A 21406-nucleotide genomic window follows, 5' to 3' on the forward strand; every position below is an offset into this window, starting at 1 on the left:
AAATATTCGCCTGAGGCCCAGTATCGAGCATCCCTGAGTGGAAAGTCAATTTCCATTGCGGAAATATTCTTTTCAGTTGTCGCGCAGATGCGCCGGCAGTTCGGGCTCGCGGGAGATCAGATCGGCGAACAGGGACGCGAACTCCCTTCCCTCGACCGCCTCGGCCAGGCCCGCAAGCGCGTCATCGATCGCGCGCGCCTCCGCGGCATCGAGCACGCGGATGGCCGAGCCGAGATGCGTGAGCAGATATGTTCCCGCAGGCTGCGGACCGACCAGCATCAGCGAGATCGTAAAGACCTCGCCGTGACGCTCGCACCGAGCCATGAACGCGTTGCTCTCGATGATCCGCATGGGAATGCCTATGCACATGACGCCTTTCCTCAATTCTCGATATCAAACAAGATCGGGAGCCGCCGGGCGCAGGGTTTCCCGAGGGCTCCCGACAGGCCTCAGCCTTGGGAAATGGTTCAGCCGGCAAGCAGGGCCGCGCCGGCAAGGGCCACAGCCCAGCCGGCGATCCGCATCGCTGCCTGCCCGGCTTTACCGAACCTCAGCGAGGCCAGCCCGATACCGATGGCGTGCAGTGCTATCGTCGCCGCCAGGAAACCGGCGACATAACCGCCTGCATGCGCCATTGCCGGAAGTTCGGTGCCATGGGCGTGGCCATGGAAAAGCGCACAGACACCGACCACCGCCGCCGCCACGGGCGTCGGAACCTTCACCTCGAAGGCCACCAGGAGGCCAAGCACAGCCACCGTCAGCGCGATCCCGCTCTCGACCATGGGAAGCGGCAGCCCGTAGATCCCCATCGCGCCGCCAACGGCCATCAAGGCCACGAAGGCGGAGGGAATGATCCAGCGCGCCTTGCCTCCGAGCGTCGACGCCCAGAAACCGACCGCGACCATGGCGAGGATATGGTCGAGGCCGCTGAACGGATGACCGAGGCCGGCAAGCGCTCCATCCGCATGCAGCCCGACATGGGCATGCGCGACGCCCGGTAGCGCCAGAGCGGCCAATGTCGCCGCGATCCTTTGGTATTTCATGGATGTTCTCCTCAGAGGTTCAGTGCAGCCGGCTCGCCACGGCGCTCATAGTTGTCGAAGTCGATATCGTTTTCGAGGAGCGGCGGCGCGACCGCCCCCTCGGGCCGTGCGGTCACCGGGACGCCCCAGTCACGCAATATCCGCACGGCGGTCCCGATCGCCGCCGGAATCACCGCCCTGACGGGTTGGGTCAGCGAACCGCCCCAGTCCTCGAGATCCAGCGGCTGGCAGCCGATCAGGGCCAGCCGCTCGGGATAATGCCCCATCAGATCGGCAGCGCTCAGCACTTCCTGGAAACCGGTCTGGTGCAGGCTCATCTTCTTGGCGCCCGTGAATTTCGGCACCTCATCATCTTCCACGATCTTCATCGTCCCCGGTTCGAGGCCGTAGTCGATGGCGTCGAAAACGATCAGGCGGTCGTGCTCGTTGACGAACTGGACGAGGTAGAGCCCCTGCGTCCCGCCATCGAGAACGGTGACGTTCTCAGGCACTTCGTAAGCCTTGTGAAAGGCCTCCACCGCGCGGACGCCGAAACCCTCGTCGGCCCAGAGGATATTGCCGATGCCGAGCACGAGAATGCGAGGAGTCGGCTCGGATTCGAGAGGGCAAGGGACCGTCATCTAGTCCTCCCGGTCCTTGAACAGCCGCTCGCCCGAGATCATCGAGGATATGATGCTCTGCCGGCTCATGATGTCCTCGCGGACGGCGACATAGATATGGATCATTACGAAGGTGAGGATCACCCACATGCCGAGATGATGGAAGGTGTGGATATCCTGACTGTTCGGCCAGATCGAGAAGACCCAGCCAAAGAGGGCATATTCCCAGCTGTCGCGGCCGGCGCCCTCGCTATAAAGCGCAAAGCCGGTGATCACCATGAAGAAAAGCGGCAGCGTGAACATCAGGAACATGGTGAACTGCGCCAGGGGATTGTGGCCGACATATTTCTTGGGCTGTCTCGCAAGGAACGTGTACCAGCGCACCTCATGAAGCCATTCCTTCCAGAAACGGCCGCTCCAGAAAGGCACGTAGAAGATTTGCCGCGCGTGCACATTGCCGACGAAGGCCCAATACACCCGGAGGATCAAGGCGACGGCGAGGATCTGCCCCGCCGCGAAGTGGGCGAAGCGGATATAGCCCATCAGGAAATTGGCGCTCGCCTCGCCGGGCACGGAGGGCAGCGGCGACCCGATGAAATAGCCCGTCAGCGCGAGCGTCAGGATCGAAAAGGCGTTGACCCAGTGCCAGATGCGGACCGGAGCTTCGTAGACATAGACGCTGTGACGCTCGGTCGCCTTTTCGCCATGGGCATCGGCGGCGATGGATTCATGAATGGTCATGACCGCCCCCTCACCGGACCTGAACCCTGGCCATTTCCTGCCCGTCCGGACTCATGACATGGGTCGAGCAGGCCAGGCACGGATCAAAGGAATGAATGGTGCGGAGGATTTCGAGGGGCTGTGACGGATCGGACATCGGCGTATCCATCAGCGATGCTTCGAAAGCGCCGATATTGCCTTCGGGGTCGCGCGGGCTGCCGTTCCAGGTGGTCGGCACGACGCACTGATAGTTGTCGATCTTGCCGTCCTTGATCTTTATCCAGTGGGCAAGCGCACCGCGCGGCGCCTCGGTGAAGCCCACGCCCTTGACCTCCTTCGGCCAGGTTTCCGGCTTCCACTTGTCGACATGGGCGGTCGAGGAGTCGCCGGCCTTGATATTTGCGATCAGCTTGTTCTGGAAGTAGCGCATCTGATGACCGGCCCAGCTCGATTCGAGCGCGCGCGCCGCAGTGCGGCCGAGTGTCGAGAACAGCGCCGATACCGGCAATCCGAGATCCGTGAGCACCTTGTCGACCGGCTCCTTGAACTCCGCCTTGTTCTGCGCGTAGCCCACGACCCAGCGGGCGAGCGGGCCGACTTCCATGGCATGGCCGCGCCAGCGCGGCGCCTTGATCCACGAATATTTCGCAGCCTCGTCGAGTTGCTGGATATTGGTCTTGGTGCCCTTGGCATTGGGGCCAAGCTCATAATGTGGCTCGGTGATGCCGTCCCAGGGATGCAGGCCCTTGGTCTCGTCGGGATATTTATACCAGGAATGGGTCACGAACTCCTGGATCTGCTGGGGATCGGCATGGTCGACGGGATGCACCTCCGCGAGGTTGCCGTTGATGATCGCGCCGCGCGGCAGCTTGAGGTTCGCCTCGGAATAGTCGTTGGCGTGTTCGGGCACGTCGCCATAGGCAAGCACGTTCTTGCCCGAAAGGCCGCCGCCATAGAGCCAGTCCTTGTAGAAGGAGCCGATGGCCATGATGTCGGGAACATAGACCTTGTCGTTGAACTCGATGATCTGATCGATGATCGAGGTCACCATGTTCAGCCGTTCCATGTTGATCGCGCCGACGGCGCCCGTGCCGTCGATATTGATCGGACAGGGCACGCCGCCGACGAGCCAGTTCGGATGCGGGTTCTTGCCACCGAAGATCGTGTGAATCTTGACGATCTCCTTCTGGAAGTCGAGCGCCTCCAGATAGTGCGCCACCGCCATCAGGTTGGCTTCGGGCGGCAGCTTGTAGGATGCATTGCCCCAATAGCCGTTCTTGAAAGGCCCAAGCTGGCCGGATTCGACGAACTTCCTGAGACGGGTCTGGATGTCCTTGAAATATCCGGGAGAGGACAGCGGCCAGTCGGAGACCGATTGCGCCAGCGCCGAGGTCGCCTTCGGATCGGCGGATAGCGCCGAGACCACATCCACCCAGTCGAGCGCATGCAGATGATAGAAATGCACCACGTGGTCATGCACCTGAAGCGCCAGCTGCATGAGGTTGCGGATGGAGTTCGCGTTGTCCGGAATGGTGATGCCGAGCGCGTTCTCAACGGCGCGCACCGAGGTCAGCGCGTGCGTGCCGGTGCACACGCCGCAGATGCGCTCGGTAAAGGCCCAGGCATCGCGCGGATCGCGGTTCCTCAGGATGACTTCGATGCCGCGCCACATCGTGCCGGTCGACACGGCGTTGCGGATGATATTGTTCTCGTCGACATTGACCTCGACCCGCATATGGCCCTCGATGCGGGTGACCGGATCGACGACGATACGCTTGCCGGAATTGTCGAGCGTAAAGCCGTTCGGAGTTTGAATTGTCATGCTGGCGTTCCTCCCTGGATATTAGGCGTCGGCTTTTTCGCGTTTGGTGATCACGCGCTTGACCGCGGTCACCGCGGCATGGGCCGCGATTGCGCCGCCGACCACGCCGGCTGCGGTCAAACCGACCGTGTCGGCATTCGCCTCGACCCCGAACTGATGGAGGTTGGTCAGCCGGTCGTAGAAGCTGCCATTGTCCCAGAAGCCGTCTTCCGAGCAGCCGATGCAGCCATGGCCGGACTGGATCGGGAAGGATACGCCGCCGTTCCAGCGCACGGTGGAGCAGGCATTGTAGGTGGTCGGCCCCTTGCAGCCCATCTTGTAGAGACAGTAGCCCTTGCGCGCGCCCTCGTCGTCCCACTCCTCGACGAACTGGCCGGCATCGAAATGCGGGCGCCGGTAGCACTTGTCGTGAATGCGCTGCGAATAGAACATCTTCGGGCGGCCCTGCCGGTCAAGCTCGGGCAGCCTGCCGAACGTGGTGATGAAGGTGACGACGCCGGTCATCACCTCCGCGATCGGCGGACAGCCGGGCACCTTGATGATCGGCTTGTCTCGGATCACCTTGTCGATCGGCGTGGCCTGGGTGGGATTGGGCTTGGCGGCCTGCACGCAACCCCAGGATGCACAGGCGCCCCAGGCGATGATGGCGGAGGCGTCCTCCGCCATCCATTTCAGCTTCTCGACGAACGGCCGGCCGCCGTCGATGCAGAACATGCCGTCCTCGTTGAGCGGCGGATTGCCCTCGACGGCAAGGATGTACTTGCCCTTGTACTTCTCCTTCGTCTCTTCGAGGATCGCTTCGGCCTGATGGCCGGCGGCGGCCATGATCGTGTCGTCATAGTCGAGCGAGATCATCGACAGGACCACGTCCTTGACCAGCGGATGGGCCGAGCGGATGAAGCTCTCGGAACAGCAGGTGCATTCGAGCCCGTGCATCCAGATGACCGGGACGCGTTCCTTGGTTTCCAGCGCCTCGGCCATCGCCGTCGCCGCTCCCGGCCCGAAGCCGAGGCTCGCGGCCGTCAGGCTGCAGAACTTGGTGAAACTGCGCCGGGTAATCCCCTGGCGGCGAATGACGTCATAAAAGGTTTCGGCAGCGGCCATGTTGCTCCTCCAGCAATCCCATCCCGTCACATCGCCCGGATGAAAATCGGGCTCCGTCAGGAATGTCCGCAGCAAGAAGCGGGCCAGTTCAGTTTCCGGCGCTCATTTTCCATCTATATAGCTGAAATATTTAATCTATTTTAGCGACACCTCTTGCCGGCCGGCCATCGCGGCGAGATGCGACCGAAAAGCCGGCTTGCAGGCACTGAAAACTCTCTTACCGCCGCCAGCGGCCCATCAATGGGCGGTGCAGACCATGCAGGGATCGAAGGATCGGATCACATGCTGCAGGGCCGCGGACCTGGCGCCCCGTCCGCCGGTATCGAGGCCGGCCAGCGCCGCCTCGAGCGGACCGGGAACACCTGCGGCGTCGCGAGGCGAGAAATTCCAGGTGGTGGGGGCGATGATCTGGTAACGCTCTATCCGACCCTCCCGCATGCTCATCCAGTGGCCCAGCGCGCCGCGGGCCGCTTCCACCAGGCCGGCGCCGGCCGCCTCTTCCGGCAGCGCGAAATGGCTGCAGAACTCGTCCTTGAGCCTGAGATCCCGCAGCCACCCGCGCATCGAATGAACGAGGAGCGCGGTCTCGATCAGCCGGGCAACGATCCGGGTTCTGACCGACGTGCCACCGTCCCGCGCGATGAGGGCCTGGACAAGCGGATGGCCGGCAATCGCAAGCCGGGCAACCGCACCAGCCTCCGCCGGTGTTCCGGAAAGCCGCGGCGCCTTTGCCCAGGAATAGGCGCGCTCCTTTTCGGCTGTCGGCACGGTTTCGGCATTCCAGGGCCGGTCGCCCGTATCCATGAACCAGGAATGGGCGACATCCTCCGATATGCCGCCGACATCGAGAGGCGAGATCGTGCCATCCGGCTCGCCGATGCCCGATGGCAGCAACGATGCCTCGGCCGTATGATAGGCGCCGTAGGAAAGAAGCCGGCCCGGCCCCTTGCCAAGGCGTGAAAGCCCAAGATCCTCCGCCAGCCGGAGGAAGAACCCGAAGTCGCCGCCGCTTCCGGCTGCGTAGGCCGCAAGCTCGTCCTCCGTTTCCATCGAGAGGATCGTGTCGAGCGAGGCGCCATAGAGCGCCTGTTCGAGAAAGACCTGGAATTCACCCAGCAGGCTGGCGAGCTGCACACGTTCGCCGACATCGATGGTGCGCGTCGTGCCGCCGGGCTGGAAAGCGAGCGAATGGGGCCACTTGCCGGCGATAACGCCCATGACCTCCAGAAGCCGTTTGCGCATCGGCAGGAACTGGGCCGACCCGCTCCCGCTCACCGCCTTGAAACGCTCCACCGCCGGCCCGAACCACGCACGGCCGACATATTCGTCACGGGCGAAATCCGGCATGAAGAACAGGTAGAAGTGGGTAAGATGGTCTGCGATGTTCTCGGATGCATGCGCCAGATTGGCGGCGATATAGCCGTTGGGTGCGGCATGCCCGCCGGCGAGATCGCGCAGCGCCGTGGCGGCGGCGATCGATTGCGACACGGAACAGATGCCGCAGATGCGCGGCGCGATCACCAGCGCATCCAGACCCGGCCGGCCGCTCAGCATCTGCTCGAAGCCGCGATAGAGCGTCGTCGTGACCTCCGCCCGCTCGACGACCCCGTCTCTGATATCGAGCGCGACTTCGAGATCGCCTTCGACACGATTGAACGGCCCGGCAATCACGCGGCTCATTCGGTCGGGTTCCTGCTGCGCCCGGGATCGAGAACGACGCGGTCCGAGGTGGCGTTTTCGCGCACGCGGTCAGGCGTGGCCGATTTGGACAGGGCGGCCAGCGCCACGAACCAGGCCTTGGGCATGTCGAGCGGCAGACCGACGGGGATTCCGCCGACCTTCGGCGTATCGAGAAACCCCGTACGATCCTCGAAAGCGGGCTCGGTGCAGGCAACGCAGGAAAAGCCGCCATGGGTGCAGGAACCGCCGCCGTTCCAGCCGCGCTGGTTGCAGTCGCCGGCGGCCTGGGTCGCCTTGCAGCCCAGATGCTCCATCATGCAGCCGAGATCGGAAAACTTTTCGGCGCTTGCCTTGAATTCATAATATTCGTTGCGGTCGCAACCGTGATGAGCAAGCGTCTTGGCATAGAATTTGGGCCGGGCGAGACGGTCGAGGTCGCGTTCGTCGAAATCGCCCATCTGCAATGCGATGATCGTCTCCATGATCCAGCCGGGATGCGGGGCGCAGCCCGCCACATTGATGACCGGAAGGCCGGAAAGCGAACGGTAGTCGCCGCCGAGCGCACCTCCTGCTTCCGCGCCTTCGTATTGCAGCCCACACGCCTCCGTCGGATCGGGCGCCGCAGCGTGGATGCCGCCATAGGAGGCGCAGGTGCCGACCGCAAGACAGTATCTGGCACGGGGTGCAAGCCGTCTGATCCAGTCGAGCATGGTCCGGCCGGTGCCCGCCAGACGGTTGAAGAGCCCGGTGCCGTTCGGCCCGCGCAGGACCGATCCTTCGATACAGAGAAAATCGAGCGGCCTGGCGCCCTCCGCCACGGCCTCCAGGATCTCGATCACTTCGGCGCCTGTATCCTCGCTCAACGAGGGGTGCCAGAGAAGTTCGATGCCAAATGCCTTGAGTTCCCGGGGCCACCCCTGCGCACCGTTTTCGAGCACCGACATGGTACAGCCGCCGCAACTGCCGGCCTGAAGCCAGAGCAGACTCATGGGTGGATCGGATCTGGTCAAGTTGGCAAACATCGCCATCGAATCTCGCATCTTCGGACGAGGCGGTCAATCACAAGCACGAGCGCCTATGCCCGGCTTCAATTCGCCGGCTCAAATCCCCAGCCGCCATGTGCGAACACCTCGCGCAGAAGGATATGCCAGCTATCCCGGTCGGTCGCCGCGAGGAGTGCGCCGGTTCGCTTGCGGGCGTCGTAAGGTGAACCGTCCAGGCACGCGACATGGGCTCCGGCCTCGGTGGCGATCAGCGCCCCGGCGAGATGATCCCAGGGCGTCAGGCGGTCCAGCATCACAAAGTGACCGTGGCCGCCTGCAAAGGCGCGATACATTTGCGCGGCGCAGCGATGACTTGAGAACATCCGCGCCTTGGCCAGCCTGGCCAGAATATCAGGCTTGATTGCCGGCGGGAGGAAGTCCGTTGAGACATAACCCACCATTTCGGACAATGGCGCGGGATCGGAAACGGCAAGTCGCCTCTCTGTTCCGTCGGCTCCGACCTGGAAGGCGCCGCCACCCGCCTCCGCCATGACCCAGTCGTCGCTCATCGGATCATAGATCACGCCCGCGACGGGCTTGCCGTGGCGAACGACAGCGGCCATGACCCCGAAGAGCGGCATGCCGGCCACGAAGTTCGCCGTGCCGTCGAGCGGATCGACCACGATCGCCGTCTCGGCACGGTCGAGGCGATCGAGCAGATGAGGGTCCTGCGAGGCGCCCTCTTCTCCGACGAACAGCGCGTCCGGCATCATGCCTTCGATCTCTTGGCTCAGGAAACGCTCGGCCGCCTCGTCGGCGGCCGTGACCAGATCGGTCGCATCCGCCTTTGCCCGGACCTCCAGTTCCCGGACTTGCCGGAAGCGCGGAAGGATTTCCCGCCAGGCAGCCTGCCGGAGCTTGTCAGCAAGCTCGCGAAGATCGAATTGCATCGGTACGCCTCTCTTCCCTGTCCGGCGGCCGGCCTCTACACCGCTGCCACGCCCTTGCCCGCAATCCCGGGATTCTTCGTGTCGAGATAGGAGCGCAGTGCCTCCATCTCGTCCGTCTGGATCGCCGAGAACCCGGCCTGGAGCAGTCGTCCCCAGATCGCATCGGGGTCCTTGAGCGCCGCGCTGTCGGTGAAGCCCGGCGAAGCGACGGAATCGAGCGTGTTAACCCAAAGTGCGATGCCGGCGTCATGGAAACGGTGCTGAAGCGCGTCGACCTGGGAAAGGTCCCTGAACGAGGCTTCACACACGAACGGCTTCAGCTCACACACGAGCTTCACCTGCCTCCTCCAGTCCGCGTCCTCCAGGTGCGTGCGGGCGATGAAGGGCACGTTTTGCTCGATGATGTTGCTTCTGATCCATTCCAGGTCGGCATGGCTCTTCAGATCGGCCCAGAAATCGACCTGCCGGTCGACACCCATCGTCTTTGCCTGAGCCAGGACTTCAGGGATGACGTGCCGGTGCTTGATGTCGAGATGAATGAAGATCCTGTCGCGCGTCAGCTCGAACACGTCCCGCAGGCCCGGAAGCTTTTCGCCCGTCAGGGGATTTCCCGTCCCCCCGTCGCGGTTGCGCAGTGCGAGCGACGTCAGTTCCTTCAGCGTCATCCGCTCCGGCTCGTGGTTCACGCCGGTCATGCGCTCCAGGGTATCGTCATGCAGAAGCACGAACTCGCCATCGGCGGTGCGGCGCACATCGATCTCCACGACGTCGTATCCCGCATCGATCGCTCGCTGGATGGAAAGCAGGCTGTTTTCCGGCGCATCCTTCCAGATGCCGCGATGTGCGACGATCGCGCATTGGCGATCGGGGTCGGCCATGTATTCGAGATAGTTCATTTCTGGTCCTTGGTTGCGGCGCCGAACGCGCCGGGGATCGCCTTGCCGGTCATCGCGTCGAAGAGGTGGAGCCGCTGCAAGGGGAATGAGAGGAGGAGTTCGCTGCGCTCCGGCGCTTCGGAGCCGAACGGCGTGATGATACGGACGGTCGCGCCGGCAAGGTCGGCGGCGAGGATCGAGTGCGACCCCAGATCCTCGCGATACCGGACATGGGCCTTGAGGGCCGAAGCGGCGCCCGTATGGTCGACCGCGACGTCTTCGGGCCGGATACCGAGCTGGAAATCCCCCTTCAGCCCGCACTTGGCGATCGCCCGACCATCGGACAGGCGCAGCACCGAACCATCGCCGCTCACGGCCAGGATGTTCATCGGCGGCGAACCGATGAATTTCGCGACGAAGACGGAGGCAGGATTGTGATAGATCGCCTTGGGCGTATCGTATTGCTCGATCTCGCCCTTGTTGAGGATCAGTATCCGGTCGGCGAGCGTCATCGCCTCGACCTGGTCATGGGTGACGAACACGGTGGTCGCCCCGATCCGCCGATGCAATTCCGCCAGTTCGACGCGGGTATCGTGCCGCAATTGCGCGTCGAGGTTCGACAGCGGCTCGTCGAAGAGAAGGACGGCGGGTTCGCGGACGATGGCGCGGCCGATCGCCACCCGCTGGCGCTGCCCGCCGGAGAGCTGGCTGGGTTTGCGTCCAAGATAGTCGGTGAGGCCGAGCATCCTGGCGACCAGTTCGACCCGCGTGCGCCTTTCCCCCTTCGTCACTCCGGCGATCCTGAGGCTGTAGGCGATGTTGTCGAAGACGGTCATGTGCGGATAGAGCGCGTAGTTCTGGAAGACCATGGCGCAGCCGCGTTCCTTGGGCTCCAGGTCCTGCACCTCCCGCTCGCCGATGACGATCCTTCCGCCGCCGACCCTTTCGAGGCCTGCGATCATCTGCATGAGCGTGGACTTGCCGCAGCCGGAGGGACCAAGGACGACCGTGAACTCGCCTGCCCTGAACTCGACGTCGAGCCTGGGGATCACGGTCAGCCTGCCGTACGACTTCGTCACGCCGCCGAGCCTGATGCTGGCGGCCGCGACATGAATCGCGGGATTGATGGCGTTCATTGTCATTTCTCCGAAAGAACCAGGCCCCGCGTCAGATAGCGCTGCATGAACGCGATCATCAGGACGGGAACGGTTGAAACAAGGATGGCGCCCGCCATCAGCAAGGGATAGTCGGGCACGGCCGTCTCCTCTGGGACAAGCTTGGCGAGCCCGACGATCGCGGTCTGCATGTCCGGCGTGGAGGTCGCGACCAGCGGCCAGAGATATTGCGTCCATCCGGTCAGGAAGATCAGGATGAACAGGGATGCGAAGGTGGTGCGCGACAGCGGCAGCAGGATATCGACCATGAACCGGATCGGCCCTGCCCCATCCATGCGCGCCGCCTTGAACAGGTCCTTCGGCAGGGTCATGAAGAACTGCCGGAAGAGGAATGTCCCCATGCCGTGCGCCAGGATCGGCACGATCAGCCCGAAACGGGTGTCCAGAATGCTCCATTGAAGCGCGCCGGGCGCGCCGAAGACATCGGCGATCAGCTCGTTGAGGCCGGTGGCGTCGAGGACGGCGTTGAGCGGCGAAAACACGTTCGACGCCACCTGATAGGTGGTGATGAAGCGGACGTCGAGCGGCAGCATGACGGTTGCGAGGATGAGGGCGAAAACCGGCCCTGCCCAACGGATGCGGAAATAGACGACCGCATAGGCCGACAGAAACGACAGGACACAGGTCGCGGCAGCGCTTCCTACGGCCACGACAAGGCTGTTGGCCATCTGGACCGGTATCGAGGTCTCGGTAAAGATGCGCGTCACGTTGACGAGGAACTGATCGCCGAATGACCAGACGAGCCCGTTCTGCAGCATGAACGGGTAGGAATGCGAGGCCGTCGTCAGCGCCAGATAGAGCGGCACGAGGATATAGGCGATGCCGGCCAGGAGGACCAGGTTCGCGACGATGTTTGCGGAGCGTGCGTTCTCGACCATGGCTCAGCGCTCGTAACTGATGCGCCGGCCGAGCAGCGCGAATTGGGCGGTGGCGATCGCGAGCACGAAGACCATGAGGATCGCCGTCTGCGTGGAGGCTCCGGACAGATCGTAGCTGCTGAAGCCGTCCTGGAAGATCTTGTAGACCAGCAGCGTCGTGGCACCGCCGGGGCCGCCCTTGGTGATCGTGTCGATCAGCGAGAAGGCGGAGGTCACGCTCTCGGTGAACTCCAGGAGCAGCGTGACAAAGAGCTGCGGCATGATGAGCGGCAGCTGGACGTCGAAGATGCGCCGCCATGGTCCCGCACCGTCCATCGCCGCCGCTTGGTAGATGGTGTGGGGAACCGCGCGAAGCCCCGCCAGAAGCACGACGAAATTGAACGGGATGCCGCCCCAGACATGCGCGGCGATCAGCGCCACCCAGGCGTCGAAACCATCGAAATTCGGATTCCAGATGCCGGGAACCAGGCTGTTGAGAGGCGCCAGAACCCCGACGAACGGATTGAAGATGAAGGAAAAGACCAGGCCGATCGATACCCCGGCGATGCCTTTCGGCCAGACCAGCACATTGCGCGCCGGCAGCGACAGCCGGATTTTCCGGTCGGCGGCGATCGCGAGGATGAGGGGCACCAGGACCGAAAGCGACGAGCCGATCGCCATGAAGATGAGCGTTCGCCAGCTCGCCTTCCAGAATTCGGGATCGGCGAAGACGCGCAGGAAGTTATCCCAGCCGACGAACTCGGAGCCGCCGCCGAACGGCCGCTCCAGAAAGAAGGACCAATAGAAGGCCTGGAAGATCGGCACGTAGAAGAAAAGCATGACCAGCAGCACAAGCGGCGCAACCAGGAGAGCAGGCAGCCAGCGATTGCTGAAAACAGAGGATTCTGAGGACATTGGGCACCCCGGGACCTGAGGAAGCGACGCGGGGCGAAGACTGCCCCGCGCCGGATGGAAATTGATCAGGGAAGCGCAACACCCTTGTAGGTCTGCTGGAAACGGCGCAGCAGTTCGTCGCCGCGCTTCTTGGCATTGTCGAAGGCGACCTGCATCGTCTGCTGGCCGGCGAATGCCTTCTGCGTCTCTTCGGTCCAGATCTGGCGGAACTGGATATAGGCGCCGAGACGGATGCCGCGCGTATCGGGCGTGGCCGGCTCGCTCATCGAGACGATGCCGATTGCGGCTGTGGCGTATTTCGGGGAATTCGACTCGCCGCTCTTGCCGATGGCGTCGAGCACGTCGTTGGTGACCGGGACGTAACCGGTCGCGGCGGCGAAGCTCATCTGCTGTTCCGGCCGGCGAACGAAGTCGAGGAACGCCTTGGCGCCTTCGACTTCCTCCTTGCCGTGGCCCTTCATGATGTAGAGCGACGCGCCGCCGACGAAGGTGTTGTGGCGCTCATGGCCCTTGTACATCGGCGCCATGCCGACGGATAGCTCATATTTGCCCTCGAAAGCCTTGGTATAGGTCGTGTAGGAGCCCGAGGACGATTCCAGCATCGCGCATTCCCCGGAGGTGAAAGCGGTGTTCAGATTGCCGGACTTCGTATCGGCGGCGAGCCTGACCAGCCCTTCGCTCCGCCACTCGGCCAGATTGACCATGTGCTTGGCGGCCAGGGTCGTGTTGAAGACATATTCTGCATCGAGGCCGTCATAACCGTTATGTTTCGAAGCGATCGGCAGGCCGTGGCGGGCGGAGAATTGCTCGAAGACGATCCAGGGTTCGCCATTGGTGACGAACGGGCAGGTGCTGCCCGCAGCCTTCAGCTTGCGAGCGGCGTCGATCACGTCCTCCCACGTCTCCGGGGTCTTGGCGATGCCCGCTTTTTCCAGCTCGGTCTTGTTCGTATAGAACAGCAGCGTCGACGCGTTATAGGGCTGGGCGAACAGCTTGCCCTTCGACGTTTCGTAATAGGCGCGCGCGCCGGCGATATAGCTGCCCCACTTCACGTCGGGCAGTTCATCCTGCACCGGCACGACTGCGTCCGAGAGCATCATGTCGAGCGTTCCGGCATCCAGAACCTGGAGAAGGACGGGAGCGTTCTTGGCGCGATAGCTGGCGATCGCCTTCTGCATCAGGATTTCATAACTGCCCTGCCCGATGCAGGTGATCTTGTGTTCCGATTGAGCGGCGTTGAACGCGTCGCACTGCGCCTTGATGGCCGTTTCGACGGCGCCGGTGTTGCCGTACCAGAAGTCGATATTCGCCGCCTGAGCCGGGCACGTGCCGGCCAGGAGTGCGGCCGCGGCCGCTAATGTGGAAAATTTCATGGTGCCCTCCGCGTTGACATCGCCGAGCCCTCCTCGGCGTCTTAGGCGACGTCTTAGTTACTCAGATAGAGTAACAATAATGTGACGTAGTGCAAGCCCTTGAGGCCGGAAAAAATCAACGCTAGTAATGCCTCCTGGCCAACCGTCATCGGCTTTTGATACTTTGGCGTGGTAACTTATTGAGGAGAAAGGCGTATGGGATATTCGCCGGAGCCATTGATTGACCCGCGCTTTTACCGGGCGACCGACGACGCGGTCGCCTCCTCCAACGAGCGGAGCATCCTGCGGCTGATCTGGCGCAATCCCGGCATCTCCCGCACAGAACTCACGGGTGTCAGCGAACTCGCCCAGCAGACCATTCATAGGCTGCTCGACCAGCTGGCGGAGCGCGGGATCGTCCAGCTTGGCTCACCCAAGCCCGGCCTCGGAAAGGGGCAGCCAAGCCCGATCCTGAGGCTCGAGGGGAGCTATGCCTATACCTGCGGGATGTCGGTCAACACCGACGTCATCGATGTCTGCCTCATGGACTTCGCGGGGCAGGTCCTCTGCGAAACCGACGTGCAGATTCGCGAACGCACGGTCGATCAGGCGCTTGAACTCGTGCACGAGTGGGTGCGCAAGCAGCAGAAGGTCCTGGGTCTGTCGGACGAGGCATTTTTCGGGGTAGGCCTGGGGATCGCCGGGTTTCATGTGAGCGGCACCAGCTTCAACGCGTCCCTTCCGCTGCACGCGTGGTCGCTGATCGAGCTCGGTCCGCTTCTCACGCGCTATTTCAAGAAGCCCGTCTGGGCCCTGAACGGCGGCAAGACGGGTACGATCGGCGAATCGATGTTCGGCGTCGGGCGCTACATCAAGGATTTCGCCTATCTCAGCTTCAACTACGGTTTCGGCGGCGGTCTGATCAGCAATGGCGAACTGCTGCACGGCGGCAACGGCAATGCCGGCGAATTCTCCCAGATGTATGAGGACGAGGAAATCACGCGGCGGCCCGCGCTGCAGATGATTATGGAACGGTTGAACCAGAACGGCGTCGAAGTGCCCTCGATCACCTATCTTCGAAAACACTTCGATCCCAGATGGCCGGGGGTCCGAGAATGGCTGGACGAGATAACGCCGGCGTACAACCGGCTTATCAATGCGATCTGGGCCGTTTACGATCCCCAGGCGATCGTCTTCGGCGGACAGATTCCGCCGGATCTGGCTCACCTGATGATCGAGCGGACACGGCTCTTCGGCAAGCCCCGGTACGGTGTCGGGCGTGCGAGCCCTAAACTCCTCGTGTCGGAAATTCCAACCGACGCCGCAGCCATGGGGGCGGCCGTCACGCCATTCAAGCTGACCTTTTTTTGACCTTCACGCTCTCCAGCCAGACTCCGCCGATCCAACCATGCTGGAGATACAGCTACTATCCCGCGTGTTTTTCCCTTTTGCTCTCCCCTTCCTCAAAGAGCATCGCGACGGCATCGTCGACTGCGATATCCACCAACGAGGGGCCGACCCCGGCAAAGGCTTTCCTGAACGCCTCGTCCAGGCCCTCCGGTCGGGTGACGCGTTCCGCATTGCAGCCAAAGCCCTGCGCCAGCGAAACGAAATCCAGCCCCGGCAGGTCGATTCCAGGCGGGCGTTCAGCCTGCAAGATGCGGCTGAAGAACCGCATCGCCCCGTAGCCCGAATTGTTCATCACGACGAACGTGATCGGAAGTTTGAGCTGCACCGCCGTCCAGATCGCCTGGATGCAATACATGCTCGACCCGTCGCCGATCAGGCAGACGATGCGCCGCTCAGGCCGCGCGAGAGCCACGCCGACCGAAGCCGGCAAGCTGTAGCCGAGACCGCCGCTCGCCATGGTGTAGAAACTGTCCGCGCCGGGACGCGGCAGGTATTCCTGGATTGCCGGCCGGTGCGACGGTGCCTCCTCGACCACGATCGCATCAGCGGGCAGCAGTTCCGAAAGCCGGTGGAGTGCGAAGCCGGGCGGAATGGGGTTTGCGGCGCGTGGAACGGGCGACAGCCGCCGGGCATCCGGCCTCCGCCGGCCCGTGGTTGCAGGCAGCACGGACAGGAGCGCGTCAAGCGACGTCCTCATGGTGCCGATAATGCTCTCGCCCACCGGGGCCGCGGCGGCATCGGTCGGGTCATCCGTGATTTGCCAGATGGGCGTGCCGTTCGTCAGAAGATCGCAATAACCTTCGACATGGAAGGTAAAGACAGGCGCGCCGAAGACAACGATCAGATCGGTGCCTCGCAATGCCTGCGCCAGCGCGCCGGGTGCCGCATGCAGGAAACCGGCGAAGAGAGGATGGCGTTCCGGAAAGCTCGACCGGCTTGACATGGGGCTCGCCCACACGGCGGCATTGGTTCTTTCCGCGACGTCGACCATCTGGTCGACGGCGCCATTCCGGTCGACGTCCGCCCCCACCACAAACACCGGAGCGCGGGCCTGGCCGATCGCATCGGCCAGACGCTTGATGGCAGCAGCGTCGGGCGCGAAATCCGTCGCGATCCGTCGGATCGGAGGAGCCGATCCCGGGCGGCCCCAGTCGTCCGACGGCACCGACACGAAGGTCGGGCCGCGCGGATGCTGCATCGCGATCTGGAACGCCTGTGCGATTGCCGCCGGCACGTCTTCCGCGCGCGCCGGCTCTATGCTCCATTTCACATAGGGCTTGGGGAACTGCGCAGCCTCTTCCGAAAAGAGGTAGGGCCTCAACGGCAGGATGCTGCGCGCCTGCTGACCGGCGGTGACGACAAGCGGGGTCTTGTTACGGAACGCGGTGAACAGGTTGCCGAGCGCATGGCCAAGACCCGCAGCCGAATGCAGATTGACGAAGGCCGCCCGCCCGGTCGCCTGCGCATATCCATCCGCCATCCCGACGACACAGGCTTCCTGCAGGCCCAGCACGTATTCGATATCGTCCGGCCAGTCGTGCAGGAACGCGAGCTCGGTCGATCCGGGGTTTCCAAACACCCGATCCACTCCAAAGGAGCGCAGGACGCCCAAGGTTGCCTCACGAACCGTAAGTTTATGATTCACCATCTAAAATGCCTCAATCAAAGCCAATCGAAAGCCGGGTCAGAAAGGGTAGTGCTGCGGCTCCGTCTCGATGGTGATCCAGCGCAAATCGGTGAATTCCGCGATCCCGGCCTGCCCGCCGAAACGGCCGTAACCCGATCCCTTGACCCCGCCGAACGGCATTTGCGCCTCGTCATGGACCGTCGGTCCGTTGATGTGGCAGATTCCGGATTCGATCCGCCTGGCGACGCCGAGAGCCCGCGCGACGTCGCGCCCGAAGACCGCGGCCGAAAGACCGTATTCCGTATCGTTGGCCAGCCGGATGGCGTCCTCGACACCGTTGGCGCGTATCACCGATACGACAGGCCCGAAGCTCTCCTCGCTGTAGATGCGCATCTCGCTTGTGACGTGATCCACCACGCTCGCCGGTATGATCGTTCCGGACCGGTCTCCGCCGGCGACCCGTTTCGCCCCCTTCGCGACGGCGTCCTCGATCAGCTCCATCACCCGCTTTGCCGGCGCCTCGTCGATCAGCGAACCGATCACCACCGGTCCGGACCGGGGATCGCCGGCCGGCAGGGACGCAGCCTTGGCGGCGAGCTTTTCCACGAAACGGTCCGCCACGGCCTCGTCGACGATCACGCGTTCCGTCGACATGCAGACCTGGCCCTGATTGATGAAGGCGCCGAAAGCGACGGCCGCCACGGCGGCATCGAGGTCGGCGTCATCCAGGACGAGCAGCGGAGCCTTGCCGCCCAGTTCGAGCAGTACCGGCTTCAGATGCCGTGCCGCCAGTTCGCCGATGATGCGGCCAACGCGGGTCGAGCCGGTAAAGTTGACGCGCTTCACGGCGGAATTTGCGATGAGACGTTCAACGATCGCAGGCGCATCCTCGGGTGCGTTGGTGATCACGTTGACGACGCCGGCGGGGAAACCGGCCTGGCGGAACACCTCGCCGATGAGACGGTGCGTGCCGGGGCACAGTTCCGATGCCTTGAGAACTGCGGTATTGCCGCAGGCGACAGGCACGGCGACGGCCCGCACGCCGAGAATGATGGGAGCGTTCCAGGGAGCGATGCCCAGGGACACGCCCGCCGCCTGGCGCACGGACATGGCAACGCAGCCGGGCTTGTCCGAAGGAATGACCTCGCCGCTGATCTGGGTGGTCAGCGACGCCGCTTCACGCAGCATGCCTGCCGCGAGCTTGACGTTGAACGCGGCCCAGACTTCGGTCGTCCCGATCTCTTCGATCATGGTGCGGACGAAATCCTCGCGCATGCCGTCGAGCGTGTCGGCGGCTTTCAACAGAAGGGCACGCCTGGCATTCGGGCCGAGCGCCGACCATGCGGGAAACGCCGCAGCGGCGGCGGCAACGGCGGCATCCGCATCGTCCAGGGTGGCGGCCGGCGCCCGGGTCGCGACCTCGCCGCTCAACGGGTTCAGACGCGCGAAGACCTTGCCATTGCTCGCGGCAGGCTGGCCGTCACCGATCAATAGGCTGACGTTCATGATTTCCTCCTCATCTATCCGGTTTGCTTATCGAAAGCGTTCATTGTTGCGGGCGAGCCTTGTCCGGGACGAGGTTCACCGGTCGTGATATTCACAATCGGGCGCCGCAGTTTCAAACTGTCGCCCAGTCTTCGATGATCAACTCCGACGCTCGTGCGGCCACTGCCATGGCCGGACCGTTGGTGTTGGCGGAAACGTGGGTTGGCATGATCGAGCAATCCACGACCCGCAACCCCTGCAATCCGTGCACCCGCAGCCGCGCGTCCACAACCGATGTCCTGTCGTCGGAGCCCATCGAGCAACTGCCCGTTCCATGCAATCCGGGGCTCATGACCCAGGTCAGTTCCCGGGCGATCTCGTCATCCGTCTGGTACTGGTCGCCAAGCACCGTTTCCTCGCCGATGAAACGGGCAAGCGAGGGCGCTTTCGCGAATTTGCGGATGAGCCGGACGATCTCGATGGCGAGCCTCCGGTCGGATTCGTCTGACCACCATCGTGCATCCACCTCCGGGTTGTCACGGAAGCTGGCCGAACGGATATTCACCTCGCCTTTGCTCTTCGGTCTCAGCTGAAAGGCATTGAACATGATGCCCGGCTTGTCTTCGAGCAGCCCACGGCCGGGATCGGCCTTGCGGGCCTTGGTCGAATTCATCGTCACCGGCGCCACGCCGATCTGGATATCCGGCCAGTGGCGGTTACCGTCGCTCGAAACCAGCGCCGTCACCGGGGGACCGGTGAACGCCATCAACCCCTTTCCGGCGACATAATATTGCAGGACATGGCGGTATAGGCGCCAGGTCGAGAATTCGCGGTTGAGGCCGGGATGACCGAGAAGGCGGAAATTGAGCGTCATCATGGTGTGGTCGCTCAGGTTCTTGCCCACCGCATCCAGCTCCCTGACCACGGGGATGTTGAGCCCGGCCAGCAGGCTGCGGGGACCGACGCCCGAGAGTTGCAGTATCTTGGGCGACGAGTAGACGCCGGCCGAGACGATCACCTCCCGTTTTGCGCCGAACGTGACCGTGCTGCCGGCCTGGTCGCATTCGACGCCGACGGCGCGCGTGCCTTCGAAGACGACCCGCTTGACTTCCGTTCCGGTCAGCACGGTCAGGTTGGGCCTGCCGCGGACCGGCTCCACGAACGCCTTGTAGCTGGACGCTCTACGCCCACGGCGGTCAACGGTGGATTGCGTATAGCCGATCCCTTCGGTATTCGGCCTGTTGATGTCCGACAGGAGCGGAAGGCCGATCTCCGCGCCTCCCTTGAGCACCGCATCAAGCACGGGAGAGCGATAGGGAGATGCGGTGATCTGCAATTCGCCGGTCCTGCTGCGCGTCGGATCTGCACCTTCGCCCCGGTAGTCCTCGAGTCCTTTGAAGACCCTCAGCATTTCCTGCCAGTTCCATCCGGGATTGCCGAGCTCCTCCCAGCGATCGTAGTCGGCCGGCATGCCGCGGAGATACCAGGTCCCATTCACCGAACTCGAACCGCCCAGGCCGTTGCCGTAACTCCAGTTTTCCGCCGGCCGCCCCAGCTGAGGGGCAACGGGAAAGGACCGGAAAAATCCCGGCTTGCCGAAAAGCTTTATGAAGCCGCGCGGCATGCTCACGAACGGATGGGCGTTGGACGCCCCGCCCTCGATGAGCAGCACCTGCGCACGGCTGTCTGCGGACAGCCGATTGGCGAGCACGCAGCCCGCCGAACCGGCCCCCACGATCACGTAGTCATACGTCTTCATGAACGTCTCTCGACTTGCGGGCAGGCTGGCACGCCGGCACCGCCCCTGTAGCCTCAGCGGTTTTCCGCCAGAATGCGGGAGAGCATCTGGTGATGCCGGGCGACCTTCTCGAATCCGTCCTCATCGCTCACCTGATGACCTTCCCATTCGCTGGAGATGTAGCCACGATAACCGCCCTGCAGGAAAACCTTGATAATGCCTTCGTAGTCCATGGACGGGTCTTCGCCGCTGTCATCCACGCCATAGAACTTCCCGTGCACGTGAACGGTCTGCGGCATGATTTCCAGCCAGTTGCTCAGCGGCTGCTGGCTGAACAGCCCGAAGATGATCGGCACTTCGGCCGCCAGCGAATCGGGCAGATTGATTTCCTTCGCCCATTCGAGGAAACGGACCCGCTTGGCGAAGCGATCGCTGTCCTCGTGCCACATCGCCACGGCGTGCGTGATCACGTCTTCCGGCACGTTGCGCGAACGGAAGTAGTCGAGGTAGATCGGCGGGATCGTCCTCGCCGAAGAGCCGAAGTCCGGGATGAACCCGAGATAGGGCGAGTTCACCTGGCCGTACATTTCACGGTAGGCCATGACTTCCGGATGGTTGATGCTGTGCGGCGCATGCACTTCGAGGCCGAGCTTCACGCCGAGGTCCTCGGCAAGCGGCGCGAGCTCGCGGATGGCTTCGGGGCCGGCGGCATACTGGTAGCGAAGCACCGGAAAACCGAGCTTGGCTGCGGCCCTGATCTGCCGGGCCTGGTACTCGACCGACTCCTCGTGGGACATGGTGTAGTCCCGGCGAATCCAGTTGTCGGCATTGATCCCGAGGCAGGTGGGCGTCAGCCCCGTCTCGGCGATCAGATCCTTGAAACGGGCCGCCGTATCGTCGGAAATCTCGGGAAAGCCGCGAAAGCTCTGAAAGCCCACAACTTCGAGGCCGGGACCGAGATTGCGCTTGGCGACCTCACGGACCAGCCCCTCGAAATCGTACTTCCGCTGATGAAATTCGTTTGTGAACGCGTAAAGCGTCGAGCCGAGCTTGATGTCTGCCTGCGCCATG

19 protein-coding genes are annotated in these 21406 nt (G+C 63.3%); 1 reads left to right on the plus strand and 18 read right to left on the minus strand.

Annotated elements, in window-relative coordinates; all coding sequences use genetic code 11:
* Positions 1-72 precede the first annotated feature (72 nt).
* From hypC to ACFFP0_RS17635, 14 genes are all read right to left on the minus strand, one after another.
* On the minus strand, positions 73-369 hold the full coding sequence (gene hypC, locus ACFFP0_RS17570; RefSeq protein ID WP_377263290.1) for a HypC/HybG/HupF family hydrogenase formation chaperone: 297 nt from the start codon (positions 367-369) through the stop codon (positions 73-75).
* A 98-nt stretch (positions 370-467) separates the two neighbouring features.
* Positions 468-1043: a nickel permease HupE gene (hupE, locus tag ACFFP0_RS17575; RefSeq protein WP_377263291.1), complete on the minus strand. Its 576-nt coding sequence runs from the start codon at positions 1041-1043 to the stop codon at positions 468-470.
* Positions 1044-1054: 11 nt separating this feature from the next.
* A complete protein-coding gene (locus ACFFP0_RS17580) occupies positions 1055-1663 on the minus strand; it encodes a HyaD/HybD family hydrogenase maturation endopeptidase (protein ID WP_377263292.1) in 609 nt (202 codons plus the stop codon).
* Positions 1664-2383, minus strand: a complete 720-nt coding sequence (cybH, locus tag ACFFP0_RS17585) for a Ni/Fe-hydrogenase, b-type cytochrome subunit (RefSeq protein ID WP_377263293.1) — start codon at positions 2381-2383, stop codon at positions 1664-1666.
* A gap of 10 nt (positions 2384-2393) precedes the next feature.
* Positions 2394-4184, minus strand: coding sequence for a nickel-dependent hydrogenase large subunit (locus ACFFP0_RS17590; protein ID WP_377263294.1), 1791 nt, complete (start codon positions 4182-4184; stop codon positions 2394-2396).
* 21 nt (positions 4185-4205) lie between these two features.
* Positions 4206-5288, minus strand: coding sequence for a hydrogenase small subunit (locus tag ACFFP0_RS17595; protein WP_377263296.1), 1083 nt, complete (start codon positions 5286-5288; stop codon positions 4206-4208).
* Between the two features lie 237 nt (positions 5289-5525).
* Positions 5526-6968, minus strand: a complete 1443-nt coding sequence (locus ACFFP0_RS17600) for a nickel-dependent hydrogenase large subunit (protein ID WP_377263297.1) — start codon at positions 6966-6968, stop codon at positions 5526-5528.
* Entirely contained in the window at positions 6965-7996 is a 1032-nt protein-coding gene (locus ACFFP0_RS17605; protein WP_377263298.1) for an NADH-quinone oxidoreductase subunit B family protein, read from the minus strand. Before ACFFP0_RS17605 ends, ACFFP0_RS17600 begins: the two co-directional genes overlap by 4 nt.
* A 59-nt stretch (positions 7997-8055) precedes the next feature.
* Positions 8056-8901, minus strand: coding sequence for an inositol monophosphatase family protein (locus ACFFP0_RS17610; protein ID WP_377263299.1), 846 nt, complete (start codon positions 8899-8901; stop codon positions 8056-8058).
* Positions 8902-8936: 35 nt separating this feature from the next.
* Positions 8937-9797 (minus strand): glycerophosphodiester phosphodiesterase family protein, encoded by an 861-nt coding sequence (locus ACFFP0_RS17615; protein ID WP_377263300.1) that lies wholly within the window; start codon positions 9795-9797, stop codon positions 8937-8939.
* Positions 9794-10912 carry an ABC transporter ATP-binding protein gene (locus tag ACFFP0_RS17620; RefSeq protein ID WP_377263302.1) on the minus strand — a complete coding sequence of 373 codons (1119 nt, stop codon included), beginning with the start codon at positions 10910-10912 and terminating at the stop codon, positions 9794-9796. Before ACFFP0_RS17620 ends, ACFFP0_RS17615 begins: the two co-directional genes overlap by 4 nt.
* A gap of 2 nt (positions 10913-10914) precedes the next feature.
* Entirely contained in the window at positions 10915-11829 is a 915-nt protein-coding gene (locus tag ACFFP0_RS17625; protein ID WP_377263303.1) for a carbohydrate ABC transporter permease, read from the minus strand.
* A 3-nt stretch (positions 11830-11832) separates the two neighbouring features.
* Positions 11833-12723, minus strand: coding sequence for a carbohydrate ABC transporter permease (locus ACFFP0_RS17630; RefSeq protein WP_377263304.1), 891 nt, complete (start codon positions 12721-12723; stop codon positions 11833-11835).
* 65 nt (positions 12724-12788) lie between these two features.
* Entirely contained in the window at positions 12789-14096 is a 1308-nt protein-coding gene (locus ACFFP0_RS17635) for an extracellular solute-binding protein (protein ID WP_377263305.1), read from the minus strand.
* A 195-nt stretch (positions 14097-14291) separates the two neighbouring features.
* Between ACFFP0_RS17635 and ACFFP0_RS17640 the strand changes: the two genes are divergently transcribed.
* Positions 14292-15446 (plus strand): ROK family transcriptional regulator, encoded by a 1155-nt coding sequence (locus ACFFP0_RS17640; protein WP_377263306.1) that lies wholly within the window; start codon positions 14292-14294, stop codon positions 15444-15446.
* A 55-nt stretch (positions 15447-15501) separates the two neighbouring features.
* On the opposite strand, the gene mdlC is transcribed toward ACFFP0_RS17640, so the two are convergent.
* The 4 genes from mdlC to ACFFP0_RS17660 form a co-directional block, all read right to left on the minus strand.
* Positions 15502-17133, minus strand: coding sequence for a benzoylformate decarboxylase (mdlC, locus tag ACFFP0_RS17645; protein WP_377263307.1), 1632 nt, complete (start codon positions 17131-17133; stop codon positions 15502-15504).
* A gap of 36 nt (positions 17134-17169) precedes the next feature.
* Positions 17170-18618 (minus strand): aldehyde dehydrogenase, encoded by a 1449-nt coding sequence (locus ACFFP0_RS17650; RefSeq protein ID WP_377263308.1) that lies wholly within the window; start codon positions 18616-18618, stop codon positions 17170-17172.
* Between the two features lie 112 nt (positions 18619-18730).
* Complete coding sequence (locus tag ACFFP0_RS17655; RefSeq protein WP_377263310.1) at positions 18731-20356, minus strand: GMC family oxidoreductase; 1626 nt, start codon at positions 20354-20356, stop codon at positions 18731-18733.
* A gap of 53 nt (positions 20357-20409) precedes the next feature.
* Complete coding sequence (locus ACFFP0_RS17660) at positions 20410-21405, minus strand: sugar phosphate isomerase/epimerase family protein (protein WP_377263311.1); 996 nt, start codon at positions 21403-21405, stop codon at positions 20410-20412.
* Between the last annotated feature and the right edge of the window lies 1 nt (position 21406).

Origin of the sequence: Neorhizobium puerariae (assembly GCF_042429745.1) — a bacterium.
Lineage (GTDB): Bacteria > Pseudomonadota > Alphaproteobacteria > Rhizobiales > Rhizobiaceae > Neorhizobium > Neorhizobium puerariae.